We start from the raw sequence: 18,655 nt of genomic DNA, 5'->3' as shown, positions 1-18,655 counted from the left end.
TGCAACAGTTTGCTCTTTCTCTTACCTATTTCTACTTCCTACACTTCTTTTGCGCCTTGTTTTCCTTAATTCTTCAACTTGCAACACGGTTGCTCTTTCTTTTCCCTATTTTCAATCAACTTGCAACATGTTTGCGGTATCCTTTCCCTATTTCTTTCAACTTGCAACAGTATAATTTATTTCTCAACTAAGTAATTTTAAAAAAATCATGTCATTTTAAAGTTTTTAAGCTATTTTTCTCATATTTTGAGTAAGTTACATACATAAGATGCAACATGTTTGCGGTATCCTTTCCCTAAATACCCTACTATTTCCACTCTAATCCTTTATATATCAAGGGTTTAGGTACTTTTCCATTTACTTTTATACATATCACCCAACATGCAACACGTTTGCGGTATGCATGCCCTTATTTCCCTCACAAGATGCAACACTGTTTGCGGTATCCTTTCCCTACTTTCATTCTATAAATGCCAACAAATCCTTTTATATCAAGGATAATTATTACAATTCATTTTTAATGATTGCGTTCACTAACTTGCAACACGTTTGCGGTATCCTCACCCTAAATCACTTAGCGTATTCCCTCTAAATCCATATATATCAAGGGTTTAGAGGATTTCTTACGTACTCATACACTTATCATTCAACATGCAACACGTTTGCGGTATCCTTAACACAAAAAAAATTCATGAAATTCTCTTATCCCTTGATACAACTAGCTTTATAAGGTGTTGCAAGTTGCTATTTTTCTTCTTAAAGGAGCACCTTTCATCAATTTTCGATTTGCTATAATCAAAATTGGTATATTTTATAGTATTTTGGCATATATTTCTGAATTTGTAGAACGGAGGTGAAAAAGATGGGGAAATCATTTGTGATACGTAATCAACGTAGCTTAAATGGGGAAACAACAAACGCAGTTTTAGTAACACTCAAATCTTGGCAAAAGCTTGTGGAAGCATTTGAAGAGAAGTACTACAGTTATAAAGATACTTATTTAGAAGATATTCTACAGCACATGACATACGAAGATCGCATTGCTGACGTAGAAGGCTTTGTTGAAAAAGCTAAACCATCTTTTTCACGTCGCGCAATGTCTGCACTTGCAGAAAAAACTGGAAGAAAGCATAGATTATACGGCATCACGAATGCTGATCTTGAAGTGTTCTTATATCTACATAAGAAATGCTATACAAATGGTGTTATTCCCAATGTAACCATACATATGATGTGGGAAGATTACAAGCAATATAAAGAAGAGCTTGCATACATTCAGCATTCTCAATTCTATATCGCTTTGAAAAAGTTAAGCTTACATAACATTATCTCTATTGAAAATGGCTTAGATAGCCGATATACAATCAAACTAACTCATTTTATGAACGAGGAAACAGAAAAAGCAAATCCATACGTATATATTAGTCCTGTTGTATTTACAAAGGCTTTCTTTAAACTATCTGTAGCAGCTAAGAAATTATTCTTAGACATTGCGATGCAACAACATACGGAAACAACATTAAAGCGTTCTTTGGACAAGCAGGACGAAAGAGGAAACAAAACTCACTTCGGTGGGATGTATCGTTTCTTACATAAAAAATATCCGCATCAGATTCGTGCGGTTATCGAGGAATTAACAACTGCATTACCATGTACGGGGAATCCCCTATTCAAAATTTGCAAAATGCAAAAAGGTGTAAAGCATACAAAACGATATACAACATTATATCTGTCTATCCATTCAGACTTCTTATGTTCGAAAGAAGCTGGAGAAGAACAACATAGGGATCCATTTACACCAAAAGTTACCTATGCTCGAAAAGCGAAATTTATCGAAGCAGTCCTACAAGAGATGAATATCGGTGAATTGTCTGCAGACATGAATAAATTCATTCATGTATTAAAGCATACTTGTCATCGTCAAATTCGCAGTGTAATCCGCGGACTACGTGACATGGTTGATCGAAAAGAAGGATATCCAACGAAAATTGTATATACATTGAAGAAACTATTGCATCAAACATCTCAATATCAAATTCTCGATACAGCGGCAAAAGAAGGTATCTACCCTCTTATTGCGCAGCATATACCAAAAGAGAGAAATAGTGACCGTGAGCAAGCTGTCTTTAATTTCGGTCTACATTATTCTATGTATTCTCTTCATAACATTAAGAAGATGTTTAGAAATGTACATGCACTACTGAAGCAGAAGTTTGCGGTACCAGTGACGGAAGAGTCTTATCACCGTAATTATCTAAAATACCAGGAAGAAACGTTATTTAGAAAATATGCATATGATCAGGGCGTTAATCTCCATGCATATATCGCTTTAGAAATTGAAATGCGTGAAAAACTAAAAGTTCGTGGCCATAAAGAACGCACGATTCCAAGTGATGTACGTGAATGGTTTATCGAGGCAATTGATAAGCTGCCACAAGAAAAACTTCGTGTTATTGAACTACCAAAGCAGTTTAATTTACTAGAGTTTATGCGTACCTTCGAACGTTTAGTACGTGCTGGAATAACAATAACAACTCCAGATCAGGTGCTAACCGCAATGGAAATAAAATAATAGTAATGAGCTCTCTATTTTTGAAAAAATCGAAAGTAGAGGGCTATTCGTGTTTGTATAATTAGTAATCCATTTCTGCTACTCTACTTATAAATACCAAATCGAAATGACTTCATATAAAATGGAGTCATTTTTTATGCACTTCTATACAAATTCAATTCTAGCAATATATAACTCTCCACATAATACTAGGGAGTATTCTTCTAATGTATTAAAACCTATCTCATAATACCTACAAAAAATCAAAAGGAAAATTATAAAAATAGTGGATATGCGGACAAATATGGTTCATTGTGAATATAATCTTTCTAAAATCATTGTAATTACTAATGTTGTTGCATTTATCTAATAAAAATCATCAATAATAATGTGAGTTATGTGTAAATACTGAGTTATGTTAGCAAATAGCAGCCTAATCTGGATAAAATGTGGGTAATTGAACGCTAGATACTGCTGTATTTAACAAAATAAAGAAAATAAAGCCTATTTCCACAGTTGGATAAATATAAAGTGCTTTGCATCAATTCCTTTCCGATTTCATGTAGAAATATGTGATTCCCTTTATGCTTTTTTGTAGAATTGATAGTCTAATAATTATTGAATTTCCGGATACATTTTCTACTATTTATGATTTTTTACGTTCCAACATCAAATTTTCCCTTGTGGGAGTAGATCTTTCTCCTATTTTTGATAACCTATAATAGTTTTATCTTTATTTCTTTTTAATATATAAGATATATATTTATAATAGATTTTTAATACAGCTAGTATGCTTGTTAATAAGATGTCCGACCTAATTGAAAATATTTGTAAATTACGTTATAATAATATCAATTAAACATATCATTACCCACATACAAAAGGACAAACCTACGTATCCCTACCAGGGCGAGGTTTGTCCTTTTTTCATTTTAATAAACAATTTATATTGGGAGGATTGAGCATGGCTGTATTAAAAGATTCGACTTACCTAGAAATGAATACCTATAACGAGATTAGATTTTTTAAAGGGATTTTTTGGGGATTAGTTTTTGTAGTTCCTTTTTGGAGTATTATGATAACCCTATTTATTTTCCTTTATAGACAATAATCAACATCTCCAAAACGCAAAGGGTTGTTTGTCCGTTTGCGTTTTGAAGATGCCAGCAACCGTGCGTAGCAAAGGGCGGTAGCAGGTCTTTCACTTATTTTCTGTTATAATAATTCCTAAGAAATTAGGTGATTATAATGAGCGAAAACATTAATTTAGAAGAAACATTAGTAGCCTTTTCTGCTTATTTAACAGAAAAAGGACGGAAACAATACACGATTAAACGTTATGCTTATGATATTAAAGATTTTTATAAGTGGCTAAGAGCAAATGAGAAACTTCTACATATCAAATCATGGAGTGAATTTTCTGAAGCGGACTATCAGACGTATTTCTCTGAGTTAGAAGACAAGCGTAAATATTCTCAGAAAACAAGACACAGAATATGGGTGGTTTTAAAGAAGGTACACATGTTTTTAGGTATAGTTAGTCCATTGGATAGTATTAATCTCTCTTTAATTCCGGATCAATCACTAAATGATAATGATTTTATTACCGAAATGGAAGAAAAGCTTTTAAAACAAACTGTTCTATCAACGAAGGGGTTAACGGAAAGACGAGCTAAATATCGCCCTCTTATTATGGATAGAAACGTTTGTATTATAAATTTAGTAGTAAACTATGGGTTGTCCTTGCAAGAACTTGTATCGCTTAATATGAGCCATATTAAGTTTGCTGGAAATATCTTAATGGTACCTGGGGAAAATGGAACAACTAGGCCTGTCTCTTTTACTATGGAAGATACGCAGCAGCTTTACAAGTATTATACGACTATTCCGGAACCCGTAAGGCCTCGACAACACACAGATAACCCCCTATTTGTGGCATTTGATTTTAATCGAGGTACGTATCGATGGGTTTACGAAAAGGATGCACCAAAGGCTTTGTCTGAAGTTGCTATACAAAAGATGATACGACTTGAAGTGAAACGTGCGGAGTTAAATAGGCGTATCTCTGCACAGCAGATGAGAAACACTTTTATTCTCCGTCTTATTAAGCAAGGATTAAATGAAGATGAGTTGGTAAGCAGTGTGGGGTTTAAAACGAAGATATCTTTAAAAAGATATTATCAGTATTTGAAGTGAATTGTAATGTTGTTTAAATAGACCTTAAAAGTATAAGGATTATAACAAATAAATGTAACTTAAAAAGATTAAAAATGATAAAACGACAAAAAGCGTATTTCGTACGCTAAGCAAATTTTCATAGAAAAAAAGTCGTTTCCTCTAAGTTTATAATCGGCTTTTTTTTGTAAATCAAAACAATAAAATCATATGAAAGCTATAAATATATATTATTACATAAAATATGATTCTGAGTATTCTATAATCAATTAATCCTCATCATACAAATTATCTACAGATTCTTGTAAAGAATCTAATAAATAGTCGCTGAAGTTTTCATAAGTAATGGCATACAGTTCCTTTGAAAAACGACTCCAAAAGACAACAGGGCACTCGCCATCTTTCATTTGATTGGTATCTAAACATGTCACAGTACCATCGATATCATTTAAAACAATGTATTGTTCAGGAAGGTTATATGTTTCTCTATATAACTTGGTGTGGTAAACAACGGAAGAATCCGCAGCTGTTGTCTCACAACCATGGATATCCATACCATCCAGTCCGCCGCTACCATACTGTTTTAAAAACCAATGATAACTGTTTGGGAAATTAATGTTTAACATTTGTGCTGCTTCTCGAATTGTACCTTCATTTACCCCTCCCATAAAATCGCCATCTTTTTCATATGTGGTAATAATTGAAATAATCTTGTCATTCATCTTTTTATTTCCCTTCTAAATGTTCTCGCGCTCTCATTTTCCAATAGTTATTTCTAAAATTTAACTAGAAAATAAGATGTTTTTTATCCATCTTTCAATTCAAGATAAATTACAACTATTTTTTAAAATTTGTTCGAACTGGAGAATACAACCAAATTAATCTAAATAATATAGTGACGAAGGTCTTTCTAAGAAAGAACTCATTCTAAAAATGAAATAACTTTATTGCTACTTCACAATTCCTTAATCGGCCTTTCCGTTCAGATTTTTTTGGAACTATAAAAATATCCCTTTAGATAAACAGATCCTAAGGGACAAAACGTTGAGACTTTATTCAAAACATTACGCCCCTTTTATAAGCAATGTCATTTTATTTAAAAAACAACATTAAAAATATTCTTCAAATCCAGGAGCATAACTTTGCCGCAAACAAAAAGAACCATAAGTTTTCCAAAACGTTATCAAGACCTAAATTATAAAAAGCTTTAAAAATAAAGGAGAACACATATTAGTCATATACAATATGTGTTCTCTTTTTATCTGCTATTAAATAAAAGCCCCCGTTAACTTAATTAGAAAGTGCAATTAAACAGTAATAGTACCATTATTCCACCATTCAATAAATGTTTTTAATGATGGGGCAACCCACGTTCTGCTATCGTTTTCATGATTCCAAACATATACATCATCTTTTTGTATGACTCCATTTAATATTGCATACCCAAATAAGTCACCATTTCCTCCATCTGCAAAAAACAACAGACAATTAAAAGGCATATACAAATCTTTAAAATCGTTAAAACTTCGTAAATTCAGGTTCTCTTTAAGAATTTGTTCAATTGACCAAATGAAAAGACAATCGTATTCATCCAACACTCCATTTGTTTCATTTAATAGACTGGATAAGTCATTAGGTAATTCAACATTAAGTCTTTCTTTGATTTGGGATATTTCATCTTTAGTTGCAGGAACTTTAAATTGAAAATCTGTTGAAACATTACTGATAAAAGTCTTCCACATAGTCCGTATCCTTTCTTAACCCCTTTTTCTGTTCGCATGTTCATTTTACCTGATTGTCTTTTTTACACTACCTAAAGAGGATAATATCAATCATTACTTTGATTAAGTCCTTTTGTTTATATATATTTATTTTTAAATCATTGTTTACAGCAGATTAACTACTACCTGTCTTTCTATCCACTTATCTAGCTTATTTTTCGTATCATCATTTAAACGTTTTCTTTTACCGGATAACATCCTTGAAAGTGTTGAATACGAAATATCTATTTCTTTCGCTAACTCACGAATACTTTTATTATTCTTCTCTTTATACGTGTTCATCTTTTCAATATAAAACTCAATACTATTAGGGGTTTCTTGATTTACTATACTTATTGGCTGCTCTTCAATTACCGGTGGCTTTTCTTCCATCTCAATGATCAATGGTGCGTGCTGCTTACTTTTCTTAGTAATCAACTCTTGTTGTAATTTAACAAGTTCATTTGTAGGAGAAATTATTACTTTCAATTTTAACCAGTAGTTTTCAAACCAGTTTTTCCCCTTACATTTTTCTTCATCAATTTCGGGAGAGTATTTCCACTCTTGAATTACTTGGTCCCTCATAAGATCATCTAATGTCTTTTCAAAAACTTGTCTTATTAGACTTGGTTTTCTATTCGTACTTATCTCCATTACTTGTAATAACCCTTTAGGACCACCAATACTATAAGAATGTGTTAAATGTTGATAGGATTGTTGAATGCGCCAACGCCAACTTAGATATCTGGTTAATCTTTTGTGATATCTCTGTTGCTTGCTGTTATACTCTAGGGCTTTTTTTGATAATAAACCTGTTAGCTTTTCAGAGCCATAGAGATATTTTGATAAAAAGCTTCCTGGTGTAACGTTCATACTCTCTATTCCTAATGTTTTATCCGTATCAATATCTTTTGCAATGATAATTTCATCCATTACAAATAACCTTCGAATTCTTTGCTTTTTATAAGCTAGGCTTTCATTTGGATCTTCTTCATTTAATATCACGATCTCATTATCTTCATTGACATAAATAAAAATACTAGCAAGAGCAGCTAATCGCTCCATAATCTTTAATCTGTCTTCTTTTCGATAATAAGCCTTACCATTTTTGATTTGTTTCATATTACACATATCTAATACTTGTTCGTAATGTACAGGTACAATAGTCTTATCATTTTCCGCACTCTTTACCCAAAGTTCAGTTACAATGTCGAGGCAGTCCGCCGTCAAATCATCCATTACCCTTGTTAAAAAAGTAGAATCAATCAGTGTATTCCATCTTTTTAATTCTTCCCTTTGTAATTTCATATCACCATCATCGTGTGACGATACTACCACTAGACTATTTTGTTTATCCTGTAATTGAGCAATCCGTACATTCTTATCTTGGTCATCTGTAAACTTATTCTTAGCAATAGTGTCTGATAAATGGTACATAAACCCTGCATTACTTCGTTCTATATAATCACTCTTAGCCTCTGAATATAAAGGTAATTCTTTTGCGATAATAGGCAGTTTAATTCCAAACTCCATATATAAGTCATCTCTTAGACATTCAAAAATTTCTTCCCTATGATTTTCTAGTTTTGGAAGAATGTCTATCGCTGATAATCCTAAAGATTCCTTTTTAGAAACCCATTTTACTAGCCTTTCGAAAGTCTGTGATGAATAAGTTGAGTTGTAAATTTCCTGTAGATCTCTTTCTACATCTTGATAGAATTGTTGCCATTTATTTAAAACCTTTTCACTTCCCTCAACTCCAGTTAAAAGAGGGTAAGCTATATATAAGGTGTTTTGAAATAGTATTTTTAACTTCTCCACTAATAATCCTCCTAATTGCTTCTAATACAATTATATCAATTGCTACTAATCATTCATACTATGTTAATTCTAATATATTTTAATGTCGTAAAAAGATAGCATACATAGAAATACAACCATTAATTATTTTGTATGTGACGGTTTTATTTAGTGCTTTTATAGCCTCGGTTTCTCTTTCAAAGGAAATATGGGGATTTGAATATAAACTAATAATAAAAAGTTTACATTGAAAAACAAGCAAAAGGACCTATGTCTAGGGTTATTTTGCTTGTTTTAATAATATTTGTATCTTATTGTAATTAATACATCCTATAATTAGTTTATTTGAATTTAAAGTTTACAAGGATGATTGAACATGACAGTACAAAAAGAAAAGGTAACAAGACGGATTGTTTGTAGGAAATGTAAATCGGATCAATTAGTTGGTAATAAACGTGTTTTTAATTTTAAAAGGATGTTTTTAATTCTGTTTCTTATGTTAGCTCCACTTATAGCTGGATTAGCTTCTATTTCTAATTCCTATAAGTTCTCTACTTCGTGGTATAGCCATATTTATTGCTGGATTTATTATGCTCCTAGGGGCAACAATAACTTTATTCAGTGGATTTATTGGTAGAAAAATTATTGTCAATGGTTGTATGAATTGCGGACATACATGGATGCTTAAAAAATAGAATGTTATGGGTATCAAAAATAGGCAAAAAGACAGCTGATTTATTGCTGTCTTTTTGTCTATTTTTGAGTAATAAATTAAAGTTTCTTAATTATTACTTGTTCGCCACCCTTCATAATGTCCTGTCCATGAATTTTTACTTACTTCAGTTGCTCCTTTTAAATACCAAGTCACTCCATTCCACTCTTTTACAGTGGGTATTTCCCCTTTTGATTTGTAACCAGGAAAGTCTTGGGTTTCTTTTTTCTTAACAAAACTTTTTTTATTATCAATTGTTTTTAATTTTACACCTGTATCAATAGGTGTTTCCGCAAATACTCCTCCAGCACCAGATAACATAATTCCAGTTGCTAATGTTCCAATTATTACTTTCTTAAACATGAAAAATCCCCCTTTTTGGAATGAATATTACATAAATAATAATACCATAATATCTGTATTTTCTAACATTTTAATTTATTTATAAATTTTTAATTGAATATTCAAACTATGTAATTTAACATGAAAGGATTTAAAAATAATTAGTCCTAATGGAAACTAATATTCAAGAATTAACTTTCGTATTTGTAATAGCAACAATACACTTAGTTTTTATTAGTTTGTAAACCCTTTTCACTAAATGGAAGTAAAACATGCAACATCTTTCCCATCTTGCGTACCCTTAGTTCAAAACAAGCAACATCATTCTCAAATTACGTACTATTTCACTAGAATAAGCAACATTTTTCCCGTGTTGCGTACTTATTTCTCTAAAGAAGCAACACCAAACATTTAAATTATTTAATTTCATGTAAAAAAGAAGCAACATTCTTCCCATCTTGCGTACTTATTTTTCTAAAGAAGCAACATTTTTCCCAAGTCGCGTACCTATCTTATTAGTGAAATCAGCCATAAATGCTGTTATATCAGGTGATTTAAGATGTTAAATCACAAGTAATTTATATATTACACAAAAATTCTTTCCCAAGTCGCGTACCCATTTTCCTGAAAAAGAAGCAACACCTTTCCCAAGTTGCGTACCAAAAATCAATTGAAATATCAATAAAGTATTGATATTAAAGGATTTCTCCTTTTCTCATTAAATAGCATCATACAAGAAAAGAGCAACATTCCTTCCCAAGTCGCGTACCAAAAAAAATTTTAAAAATTTTTTCTATCCCTTGTCGCTCTAAGGCCCATGAGGTGTTGCCTTTTTTGAAATTCTCTCTTAAAGGGCACATTTTTACAAAATTCGATTTGCTATAATCAAAATTGGTATATTTTATAGTATTTTTACATATATTTCTGAATTTGTAGAACGGAGGTGAAAAAGATGGGGAAATCATTTGTGGTACGTAATCAACGTAGCTTAAATGGTGCATCAACAAACGCAGTTTTAGTAACACTCAAATCTTGGCAAAAGCTTGTAGAAGCATTTGAGGAGAAGTACTACAGTTATAAAGATACTTATTTAGAAGATATTCTACAGCACATGACATACGAAGATCGTATTGCTGATGTGGACGGATTTGTCGAAAAAGCCAAACCATCTTTTTCACGTCGAGCAATGTCTGCACTTGCAGAAAAAACTGGAAGAAAGCACAAATTATACGGCATTACGAATGCTGATCTCGAAGTATTTTTATATCTACATAAGAAATGCTTTACTAATGGTGTCATTCCAAATGTAACCATACATATGATTTGGGAAGATTATAAGCAATATAAAGAAGAATTTGCTTATATCCAACACTCTCAATTCTATATTGCTTTGAAAAAGTTAAGCTTACATAACATTATCTCCATTGAAAATGGAATTGATGGTCGTTACACAATTAAACTCACTCATTTTCTGAATGAGGAAACAGAAAAAGCAAATTCGTACGTATATATTAGTCCTGTTGTATTTACAAAAGCTTTCTTTAAGCTATCTGTAGCGGCTAAGAAGCTATTCTTAGATATCGCAATGCAACAACATACAGAAACAACGTTAAAGCGTTCATTAGATAAGCATGACGAAAGAGGCAATAAAACCCACTTCGGCGGGATGTATCGTTTCTTACATAAAAAATATCCGCATCAAATCCGTGCGGTTATCGATGAATTAACAATTACATTACCATGTACGGGTAGTCCCCTATTCAAAATTTGCAAAATGCAAAAAGGTGTAAAGCATACAAAACGATATACGACATTATATCTGTCTATCCATTCAGACTTTTTATGTACGAAAGAATCTGGAGAGGAACAATACAGGGATCCGTTTACACCAAGAGCTACCTATGCTCGTAAAGCGAAATTCATTGAATCACTTCTACAAGAAATGAATATCGGTGAACTGTCTGCAGACATGAATAAGTTCATTCATGTCTTAAAGCATACTTGTCATCGTCAAATTCGCAGTGTCATTCGTGGGCTTCGTGATATGGTTGATCGAAAAGAAGGATATCCAACGAAAATTGTATATACATTGAAAAAACTATTGCATCAGACATCTCAATATCAAATTCTTGATACAGCAGCGAAAGAAGGTATCTATCCTCTTATTGCGCAGCACATACCAAAAGAGAGAAATAGTGACCGTGAGCAAGCTGTCTTTAATTTTGGTCTACATTATTCTATGTACTCTCTTCATAACATTAAGAAGATGTTTAGAAATGTACATGCACTACTGAAGCAGAAGTTTGCGGTACCAATAACGGAAGAATCTTATCATCTTAATTATTTAAAATACCAGGAAGAAACGTTATTTAGAAAATATGCATATGATCAGGGCGTTAATCTCCATGCATATATCGCTTTAGAAATTGAAATGCGTGAAAAACTAAAAGTTCGTGGCCATAAAGAACGCACGATTCCAAGTGATGTACGTGAATGGTTTATCGAGGCAATTGATAAGCTGCCACAAGAAAAACTTCGTGTGATTGAGCTACCAAAGCAGTTTAATTTACTAGAATTTATGCGTACCTTCGAACGTTTAGTACGTGCCGGTGTAACAATAACAGCTCCAGATCAGGTGCTAACCGCAATGGAAATAAAATAATAGCAACAAGCTCTCTATTTTTGAAAAAATCGAAAGTGGAGGGCTATTCGTGTTTGGTTTATTCCGCCCTTTTTTTACTAATCTATTTATAAATACAAAACTAGAAGGACTTCATGTAAAATGGAGTCTTTTTTTATGCATTTCTATATAAACCCTCTTCTACCTATAGTAGAATCTCCACACTACACATTAAGTATTCTTTATGTGTAGTAAAATATCCAATTTTATATCTACAATAAATCAGAAGGATATTAATAAAAACAGTGGATATGAGGACAAATATACTCGAATGTGAATAGTATTTTTCTGACATCATTGTAACTACTAGTGTTGTTGTATATATCTAATAAAAATCATCAATAATAATGTGAGTTATGTGTAAATAGTGAGTTATGTTAACAAATAGCTACACTCTCTGAACAAAATGTGGATAACCAAAACCCAGACGCTTCCCTATTTACCAAAATAAAGAAAAAATACTCTGTTTTAAAGGTTGAATAAATATAATATGATTTGTATCAATTTTTTTCCGATTTCATGTAGAAACATATAATTTTCTTTCTGCTTTTTTGTAGAATTGAAAGTCTAATAATTATTAAATCTAGGGATACATTTTCTACTATTTATGATTTTTTACGTTCTAATATTAAATTTTTCCCTGTGAGAGTAGATCTCTTCCCCATTTTTGATAGCCTATAAAAGTTTTGTCTTTATTTCTTTTTAATATATAAGATATATATTTATACTAGATTTTATTATTACTAATATGATTGTTAATAAGATGTCAGACCTAATTGAAAAAATTTGTAAAATCCGTTATAATAATGGTAATTAAACATATCATTACTCCCATGTAAAAAGACAAATCTACGAATCCTTATTAGGACGAGATTTGTCTTTTTTTCATTGAAAATAAAAAACAACATATCAAAAAGGAAAAGGGTTGTTTGTCCGTTTTCCTTTTTGATATGCCAGCAACCGAGCGTAGCAAAGGGCGGTAGCAGGTCTTTCACTTATTTTTTGTTATAATATATGATAAGAATTTAGGTGATTATAATGAACAAGGGTATTAGTATAGAAGTAGTATTAGAAGTGTTTTCTGCTTATTTAGCAGAAAATGGACGTAAACAATCTAGGATTGAACGTTATAATTACGATATTACTGGTTTTTATAAGTGACTAAGAGCAAATGAGAAGCTCCTAGATATCAAATCATGAAGTGAACTACCTAAAGAAAATTATTAGGAGTATTTCTATGCGCTAGAAAACAAGGCACAGAATATGGCCGTTCTTAAATAAATTGAACATGTCTTTAGCGATAGATACTTCAGTAGATGATTTTCACTTCTCATTAATTCCTGATCATTCACTAAGTGATAAGGATTTTATTACCGAAGCAGAAGAAAAACTATTAAAACAAACTACCCTTTCAACAAAAGGATTAACAGAAAGACACGTTGAATATCGCCCTCTTATTATGGATAGAAACGCTTCTATAATAAATTTAGTAGTAAACTATGGGTTGTCCTTACAAGGGCTTGTATCGCTTAATATGAGCCATATACAGCTTGCTCTTTAATTGTTCCAGGAGAAAATGGAGTAACTAGGTCTGTTTCCTTAACCAAGGAAGATACAAAGCATCTTTACAAATACTATACAACTATTCCTGAACATGTAAGGCTTAGACGGTATACAGATAATCCTTTGTTTATAGCATTTAATTTTAATCAGGGAACATATCGTTGAGTTTACGAAAAAGATGCGCCAAAGGCTTTGTCTGAGGTTGCAATACAAAAGATGATACGACTTGAATTAAAACGTGAAGGGTTGAATAGACGTATCTTGGCGCAGCAAATGCGAAATACATTCATTATTTGTCTTATTAGGTAAGGCTCTTAATTACTATTATCACGAGAGGTTTAGAAGTGTATAAACAAGCGATTAGCTGCTTATATATCTGTATTAGCCTAGATATTTTGTAATGTCAGTGAGATATCAGCAATCATAGAAGTATTTCTACTCCAACCTAGGAAGCCAAGATATCAATAGGTTTTGTACGGTTCTCTAGCAGAATCTCAGCAATTGTATTACATAATAGTGTCAACGGACTATCTTTTCCCCACTGTAACCTACAAAACAACAATCTCGAGATAAATAGACTTTTTTCATTTCCTCTTTAATTTCTCTATAAGTATTCATCATTATAAAACATGCCTCTTCTTTTCTACATAGAAAAAGAGAGTCCCTTGCTATAGGAACCCTCTCTTATGTATATCCTCTATTTTTAATCAATCACAATTTCATGTATATTTAGCTTGTTTAATTTTTCATTATAGAAACTCATTACTTTTTGAGCATGTTGAGCCATTAATCCATCTTGGACAGTAAGTGCTTCAAAATACGGATAACGAATGTCTGTAACATAACCATTCAGTTTCACGTATTGTTCTAAAATCAATGAGAACTCCTCAACTAATTTACGACAAGATTTGTGCAGAATTAAAAGGTTATGAATTTTAGGGGCTGTTCTACCGTTTAGTGTAAGAAATTCTTTTAGAGGTTTCCCAACACATTGTTGACTATGGTAACAAATAACTGAGGCAGGGAAAGGTTTCATGTGAGCTAAGTACCTAGCAGAATCTAAATTAGATTTTGCAATGAATAGCCACTCTTCTAGATCCTCAGTATTTTTCATATAAAACTTGCCCCCCTAGTGCAATTTTGTATTCCATGGTTACATTACGGTTAGCACGTTCTTGAAACTCTTCAGGTCCATATACTAAAATATCAACTGGTGTTTCCATCACATCGTAAATACCCCAATTGATAAGATTAATCACTTCTCTTTTTCTTGATCCTACACCATCCACAATAATACAAAGATCAAAATCACTATCTTTATTTGGTGTGCCATAAGCATGAGAGCCAAAAAGGATAATTTTTTGGACAGAAGATACGGTTTCACAAATTTTTTGTACTAATAGGTTTAGCTCTCTTTGTACTTCCTCGTTAATCCAAATCACCCCTCGGAAAATAGAATTATATTGACGTTTAAGTATATTATACATGCTTCTCTGCAGTGTAATAAAAAAGACATTGAACAAATATGTTCAATGTCTTTTTCCCTTTAATATACTTGCCTTGTTTATCTTGTATTTATATACCAAGTAACTGCTTCTTTTTGGCGTTAAACTCATCTTCTGTAATAACACCCATATCGCACAGCTCTTTGAATTTCTTTAATTCGTCTGCTGTTGATATTGGAGCAGATACTTCTTGTGGTTGAGCTTCAGTAGGTTTGCTTTTTAAAGCATCTAGAACTTGATGGATATGATTATTAATGGATTTTGCTGAATCTTTATCTAACGCAACTTTGATCTTTTCTTGCGGAGTATCAATTGTTAGAAAGCCTAACCACATCCCTATTTCAAAAGATATATCATTTATCTTTTCATGATCTACTGCTTTGAATTTTTCACCAGTCATTGTTTTTTGTCCGAACATAATGCGTTTATTAGTTATGGCGTAGGCATAATAACCATCATGCTTTGTTGTAGATTGATAATCGTGCATTCCGATATAAGTCATATGAATTTTTTCGCCATTCATCAAGTTATCTTCTAATACCTTGAAGTGTTTTACACCCCACTTTTCATTAAAGCCAGAACCGAATTTATTATCTATACAGAATTGATACATTCCTTCAGCGCATGACAATGGATCCTCAGCAAGTTTTGCTACCCTTGCATCGATTGTAGCTTTCAATTCTTCGATAGTGTCCGTACTTACACTTACAACACCCAAGCCACCTGCTTTATGAAAGCAATCTGGGCATAGCCATGCATCAGATTTTAGTATTTTATAACGATTTAAACCAACCTTTGTATCACAAATACCACATACTGCCTTTTTAAAAAAAACCATAATTCTTCCTCCAGTTATATATATCGAATAGTAGCAAACAAACCTAACATTCTACTAAATATTATAATTTATAAATATAAGTATAACACACCTAAAACACTATAGGATGCCAAACAAAGCCTTAACCTTTGTTTCTCTATAGTTTAAAAGGAAAAAAGACATTGAAACCAACTGTTCAATGTCTTTTTTCTTTTTAAATGTTTGTATACTCAAAGTATAATTTTTCTGGTTTTCCATACATGTTAATTTCATTTTGATATACGACAGCTAATGGCTGAGACATCTCAATGCTTTCCACATAGGATAATGAAGCAGTTGCTTCTATTTTTTCTTTAATCTCATTAGGAATGGCTGAGTAAGATAAGTTATTCATTTTACTTCCTAGTTTAGTATCTGTAGCAGCTTCATAGTAAATTTCGGTAATTAAGACTTCATTATCATCTGGATCATACATGTATCCTCGATTAACTGTAATCATATTATATAACTCCTCTCAAGTTTCATATTCTAATTCCTTGTGCTTTTAGCATTGCAACAAGTACTTTACATATTTAGATTCCCTTGTTCTTCTCTTTCGAATGCCATTATGAATTGATTCTTATTATCTTACCTAATAGTAAAATTTTGTGATTTGCAATAATATAAAGGTTTGATTTTATAGATAGTAAGTTCATAACATTTAACGTGTTAATTAATTTTTTCTTTTGAAAGTTTTAAATGATTTCCCCTATTGATAATGTTGGCTTATCTAAAGTAATTGCATGTTCATATTTCATCATAAATATCCTCTTTTCTAAATAAAAATCACGAAATATGTGTGTTTTATCCATATTTTTTTATGCTATACTCTGTAAAAATTCATATAATCTCTCCCCTAAATTAAACAAAAAGCACAAAATTTGTGCTTTCTCATTTAGCATATTTTTAGTCCTAAAGGTTTATGTATAAATGATTCCTAACTTGAAGACAACACAAAAAGGACTTCTTCAAGTCGATTAAAATGCGCATAGCAAAATAAGCTATATATACACTAATCGGCTCAAAGAAGCCCTTTCATAATTGAAACAAAAATATAACTTGTTTCTAAAACTCAACCACAACACATAGGGCGTGGGAATAGACGGAATCAATTAAACAATAAATATAAATTTATATTAAACCATTTTTATATTATATTCAATTGTTTTCAATAGAACAGGGATAAGAAGGAAGTTTATATGCAGATCCCACATGTATTGTATAATAATGCCCCTGATTCCCCTGCTATAAATCCCCTCTTATATTCAGGCCCTGGTATTACTTCATGTACTGTATTTCAAAATATAGTTTTTCAGGCTTTTGATTTTGAACTAAATAACAAAGTATTTCCTTAATATTTTTTTCTTCTACTTCAACATTTTCCATATAGGTCATACTTTCGTTTTCCTGGACCTTTTCAAAAATAGCAATAGGTACTTTAACTGGCTCAAAAATCCCCATTTTACTGCCTAACTTTTTTTCTGATGTACCATCATAGAAAATTTCATTTACTATTACCTCATTATTATCAGGATCGTACATGTACCCTCTTTGTATACGTAGCAATATAGTACTCCTTTCTTGTATATTCCTCCAATGAAATAACTATATTTGTATATAATGTTATTTTATTAACAGGTGTCAAAGAATATTATTTCGCAAAATCCTTGCTTTGTATAGAGGTAGATACAGGATTATTAATTTTGTTAAGTTTTTTTGAATATTCCAAGCTAAGTATAAAATAAACAAGCCACCCTTGAAGCGAAAGCTTGTAAGGTGGCTTAGTTTTCTATAAATAGCTTTGTATCTAATTGTTTGATCTCCCCTTCTGCAAGAGGTTGATAAAAAGCGTGTTGTAATCCTTGAAAATGTAAAGATTCCCCTATGCATAACAATACTTTACCAGGAATTAAATCAAGTAATAGTTCATTATTAATTTGCTTTGCTTGTTTTTTAGTAGAAACATAAATAACTAAGATTGTAGGGTTATTCCCTAAGTCCTGCATAATAACATCTTTTCCTGACTCTACAAAAGTCTGCCATCTAGCAATTATTCGTTTTAATCGATCCTTTTGATCAGATAATAAGGTGGAGTATACAACAAAGTTAAATTTACGTTCTTTTCCTCCATTTACTATAAAACTTAAAGAAGGGGTAAAAACCCCTTTACTAATAGATGGATGCATAATATGACCTAAAAATGAAGGAGCGTAGCGTAAATGACAAAGTAGGTCTATGTCATGCCAATAACGCAGGTGAACATATTTACCATGATTGTCAAGACGCTCTGGGGCAAAGAAGAACATATTTCCTTGCCAGTATTTTAGTAGTTTAAATCCATTATTGGATAAGGTATATGTTTCTTCAAAGATTTCCATATCAAAAATTTCTACTTGCCATTTTTCGATAAATTGATAGTAAAGTAATCCTTGAAGTGCATTGTTAATTTTCTTACGCGAAAATTTATTCTTGAATAGATATAATAAATGATTAAACCGAACGGATGTATGAACACCAATAAAATTGAGTATAGCATATTGTTCCTCTGTTAAAAGCTGCTTAAACTTAACTAATTCGTCATAAGAGTGGAATACATAGGTTTTATCCAAATCATGTATCCGATATATTTGAAGTCCTTGTATATCCTCACTTGATAAATGAGGAATAGAAGGAATATAAGTAGACATTTGTTTCTCTATTGTACGCATAAT

General features: G+C 31.8%; 14 protein-coding genes and 3 pseudogenes. 6 read left to right on the top strand and 11 right to left on the bottom strand.

Going from position 1 to position 18,655, the window contains the following annotated elements; all coding sequences use genetic code 11:
• Nucleotides 1–862: 862 nt before the first annotated feature.
• From ACUN13_RS26675 to ACUN13_RS26665, 3 genes are all read left to right on the top strand, one after another.
• Nucleotides 863–2,572, top strand: coding sequence for a hypothetical protein (locus ACUN13_RS26675; RefSeq protein ID WP_074643089.1), 1,710 nt, complete (start codon nucleotides 863–865; stop codon nucleotides 2,570–2,572).
• Between the two features lie 943 nt (nucleotides 2,573–3,515).
• Nucleotides 3,516–3,662, top strand: a complete 147-nt coding sequence (locus ACUN13_RS26670; protein ID WP_000279639.1) for a hypothetical protein — start codon at nucleotides 3,516–3,518, stop codon at nucleotides 3,660–3,662.
• A gap of 137 nt (nucleotides 3,663–3,799) precedes the next feature.
• A complete protein-coding gene (locus ACUN13_RS26665) occupies nucleotides 3,800–4,747 on the top strand; it encodes a tyrosine-type recombinase/integrase (RefSeq protein ID WP_445424029.1) in 948 nt (315 codons plus the stop codon).
• A 248-nt stretch (nucleotides 4,748–4,995) separates the two neighbouring features.
• Here ACUN13_RS26665 and ACUN13_RS26660 read toward each other — a convergent pair whose 3' ends face one another.
• From ACUN13_RS26660 to ACUN13_RS26650, 3 genes are all read right to left on the bottom strand, one after another.
• Nucleotides 4,996–5,448, bottom strand: a complete 453-nt coding sequence (locus tag ACUN13_RS26660; RefSeq protein WP_000998211.1) for an SMI1/KNR4 family protein — start codon at nucleotides 5,446–5,448, stop codon at nucleotides 4,996–4,998.
• 585 nt (nucleotides 5,449–6,033) lie between these two features.
• Complete coding sequence (locus ACUN13_RS26655) at nucleotides 6,034–6,468, bottom strand: SMI1/KNR4 family protein (protein WP_272763589.1); 435 nt, start codon at nucleotides 6,466–6,468, stop codon at nucleotides 6,034–6,036.
• A 144-nt stretch (nucleotides 6,469–6,612) separates the two neighbouring features.
• Nucleotides 6,613–8,307 (bottom strand): helix-turn-helix domain-containing protein, encoded by a 1,695-nt coding sequence (locus tag ACUN13_RS26650; RefSeq protein ID WP_060852676.1) that lies wholly within the window; start codon nucleotides 8,305–8,307, stop codon nucleotides 6,613–6,615.
• Between the two features lie 355 nt (nucleotides 8,308–8,662).
• On the opposite strand from ACUN13_RS26650, the pseudogene ACUN13_RS26645 reads away from it, so the two are divergent.
• Nucleotides 8,663–8,981, top strand: a pseudogene (locus ACUN13_RS26645) (hypothetical protein).
• A gap of 86 nt (nucleotides 8,982–9,067) precedes the next feature.
• Here the strand turns inward: ACUN13_RS26645 and ACUN13_RS26640 are convergent.
• A complete protein-coding gene (locus tag ACUN13_RS26640) occupies nucleotides 9,068–9,361 on the bottom strand; it encodes an LCI fold-containing protein (protein ID WP_445424028.1) in 294 nt (97 codons plus the stop codon).
• A gap of 931 nt (nucleotides 9,362–10,292) precedes the next feature.
• Between ACUN13_RS26640 and ACUN13_RS26635 the strand changes: the two genes are divergently transcribed.
• Nucleotides 10,293–12,002 carry a hypothetical protein gene (locus tag ACUN13_RS26635; RefSeq protein ID WP_000520292.1) on the top strand — a complete coding sequence of 570 codons (1,710 nt, stop codon included), beginning with the start codon at nucleotides 10,293–10,295 and terminating at the stop codon, nucleotides 12,000–12,002.
• A 1,056-nt stretch (nucleotides 12,003–13,058) separates the two neighbouring features.
• Nucleotides 13,059–13,889: pseudogene (locus ACUN13_RS26630) on the top strand (integrase); the annotation flags it as partial.
• Nucleotides 13,890–14,031: 142 nt separating this feature from the next.
• On the opposite strand, the pseudogene ACUN13_RS26625 reads toward ACUN13_RS26630, so the two are convergent.
• From ACUN13_RS26625 to ACUN13_RS26595, 7 genes and pseudogenes are all read right to left on the bottom strand, one after another.
• Nucleotides 14,032–14,204 (bottom strand): annotated as a pseudogene (locus tag ACUN13_RS26625) (phosphoadenosine phosphosulfate reductase family protein); the annotation flags it as partial.
• Between the two features lie 82 nt (nucleotides 14,205–14,286).
• The gene (locus tag ACUN13_RS26620; RefSeq protein ID WP_000798819.1) at nucleotides 14,287–14,697 is read right to left on the bottom strand and encodes a HEPN domain-containing protein; all 411 of its coding nucleotides are present in this window, start codon (nucleotides 14,695–14,697) and stop codon (nucleotides 14,287–14,289) included.
• Nucleotides 14,684–15,070, bottom strand: a complete 387-nt coding sequence (locus ACUN13_RS26615; RefSeq protein WP_000282363.1) for a nucleotidyltransferase domain-containing protein — start codon at nucleotides 15,068–15,070, stop codon at nucleotides 14,684–14,686. Before ACUN13_RS26615 ends, ACUN13_RS26620 begins: the two co-directional genes overlap by 14 nt.
• A gap of 88 nt (nucleotides 15,071–15,158) precedes the next feature.
• The gene (locus tag ACUN13_RS26610) at nucleotides 15,159–15,926 is read right to left on the bottom strand and encodes a PH domain-containing protein (protein ID WP_000231142.1); all 768 of its coding nucleotides are present in this window, start codon (nucleotides 15,924–15,926) and stop codon (nucleotides 15,159–15,161) included.
• A gap of 193 nt (nucleotides 15,927–16,119) precedes the next feature.
• On the bottom strand, nucleotides 16,120–16,404 hold the full coding sequence (locus ACUN13_RS26605) for a hypothetical protein (protein ID WP_000633813.1): 285 nt from the start codon (nucleotides 16,402–16,404) through the stop codon (nucleotides 16,120–16,122).
• 818 nt (nucleotides 16,405–17,222) lie between these two features.
• Nucleotides 17,223–17,510, bottom strand: coding sequence for a hypothetical protein (locus tag ACUN13_RS26600; RefSeq protein WP_002164669.1), 288 nt, complete (start codon nucleotides 17,508–17,510; stop codon nucleotides 17,223–17,225).
• A gap of 215 nt (nucleotides 17,511–17,725) precedes the next feature.
• A complete protein-coding gene (locus ACUN13_RS26595; RefSeq protein ID WP_001259117.1) occupies nucleotides 17,726–18,652 on the bottom strand; it encodes a hypothetical protein in 927 nt (308 codons plus the stop codon).
• Nucleotides 18,653–18,655 lie beyond the last annotated feature (3 nt).

This window comes from Bacillus cereus group sp. Bce041, from assembly GCF_052646455.1.
This window is presented reverse-complemented; position numbering and strand designations above follow the sequence as displayed.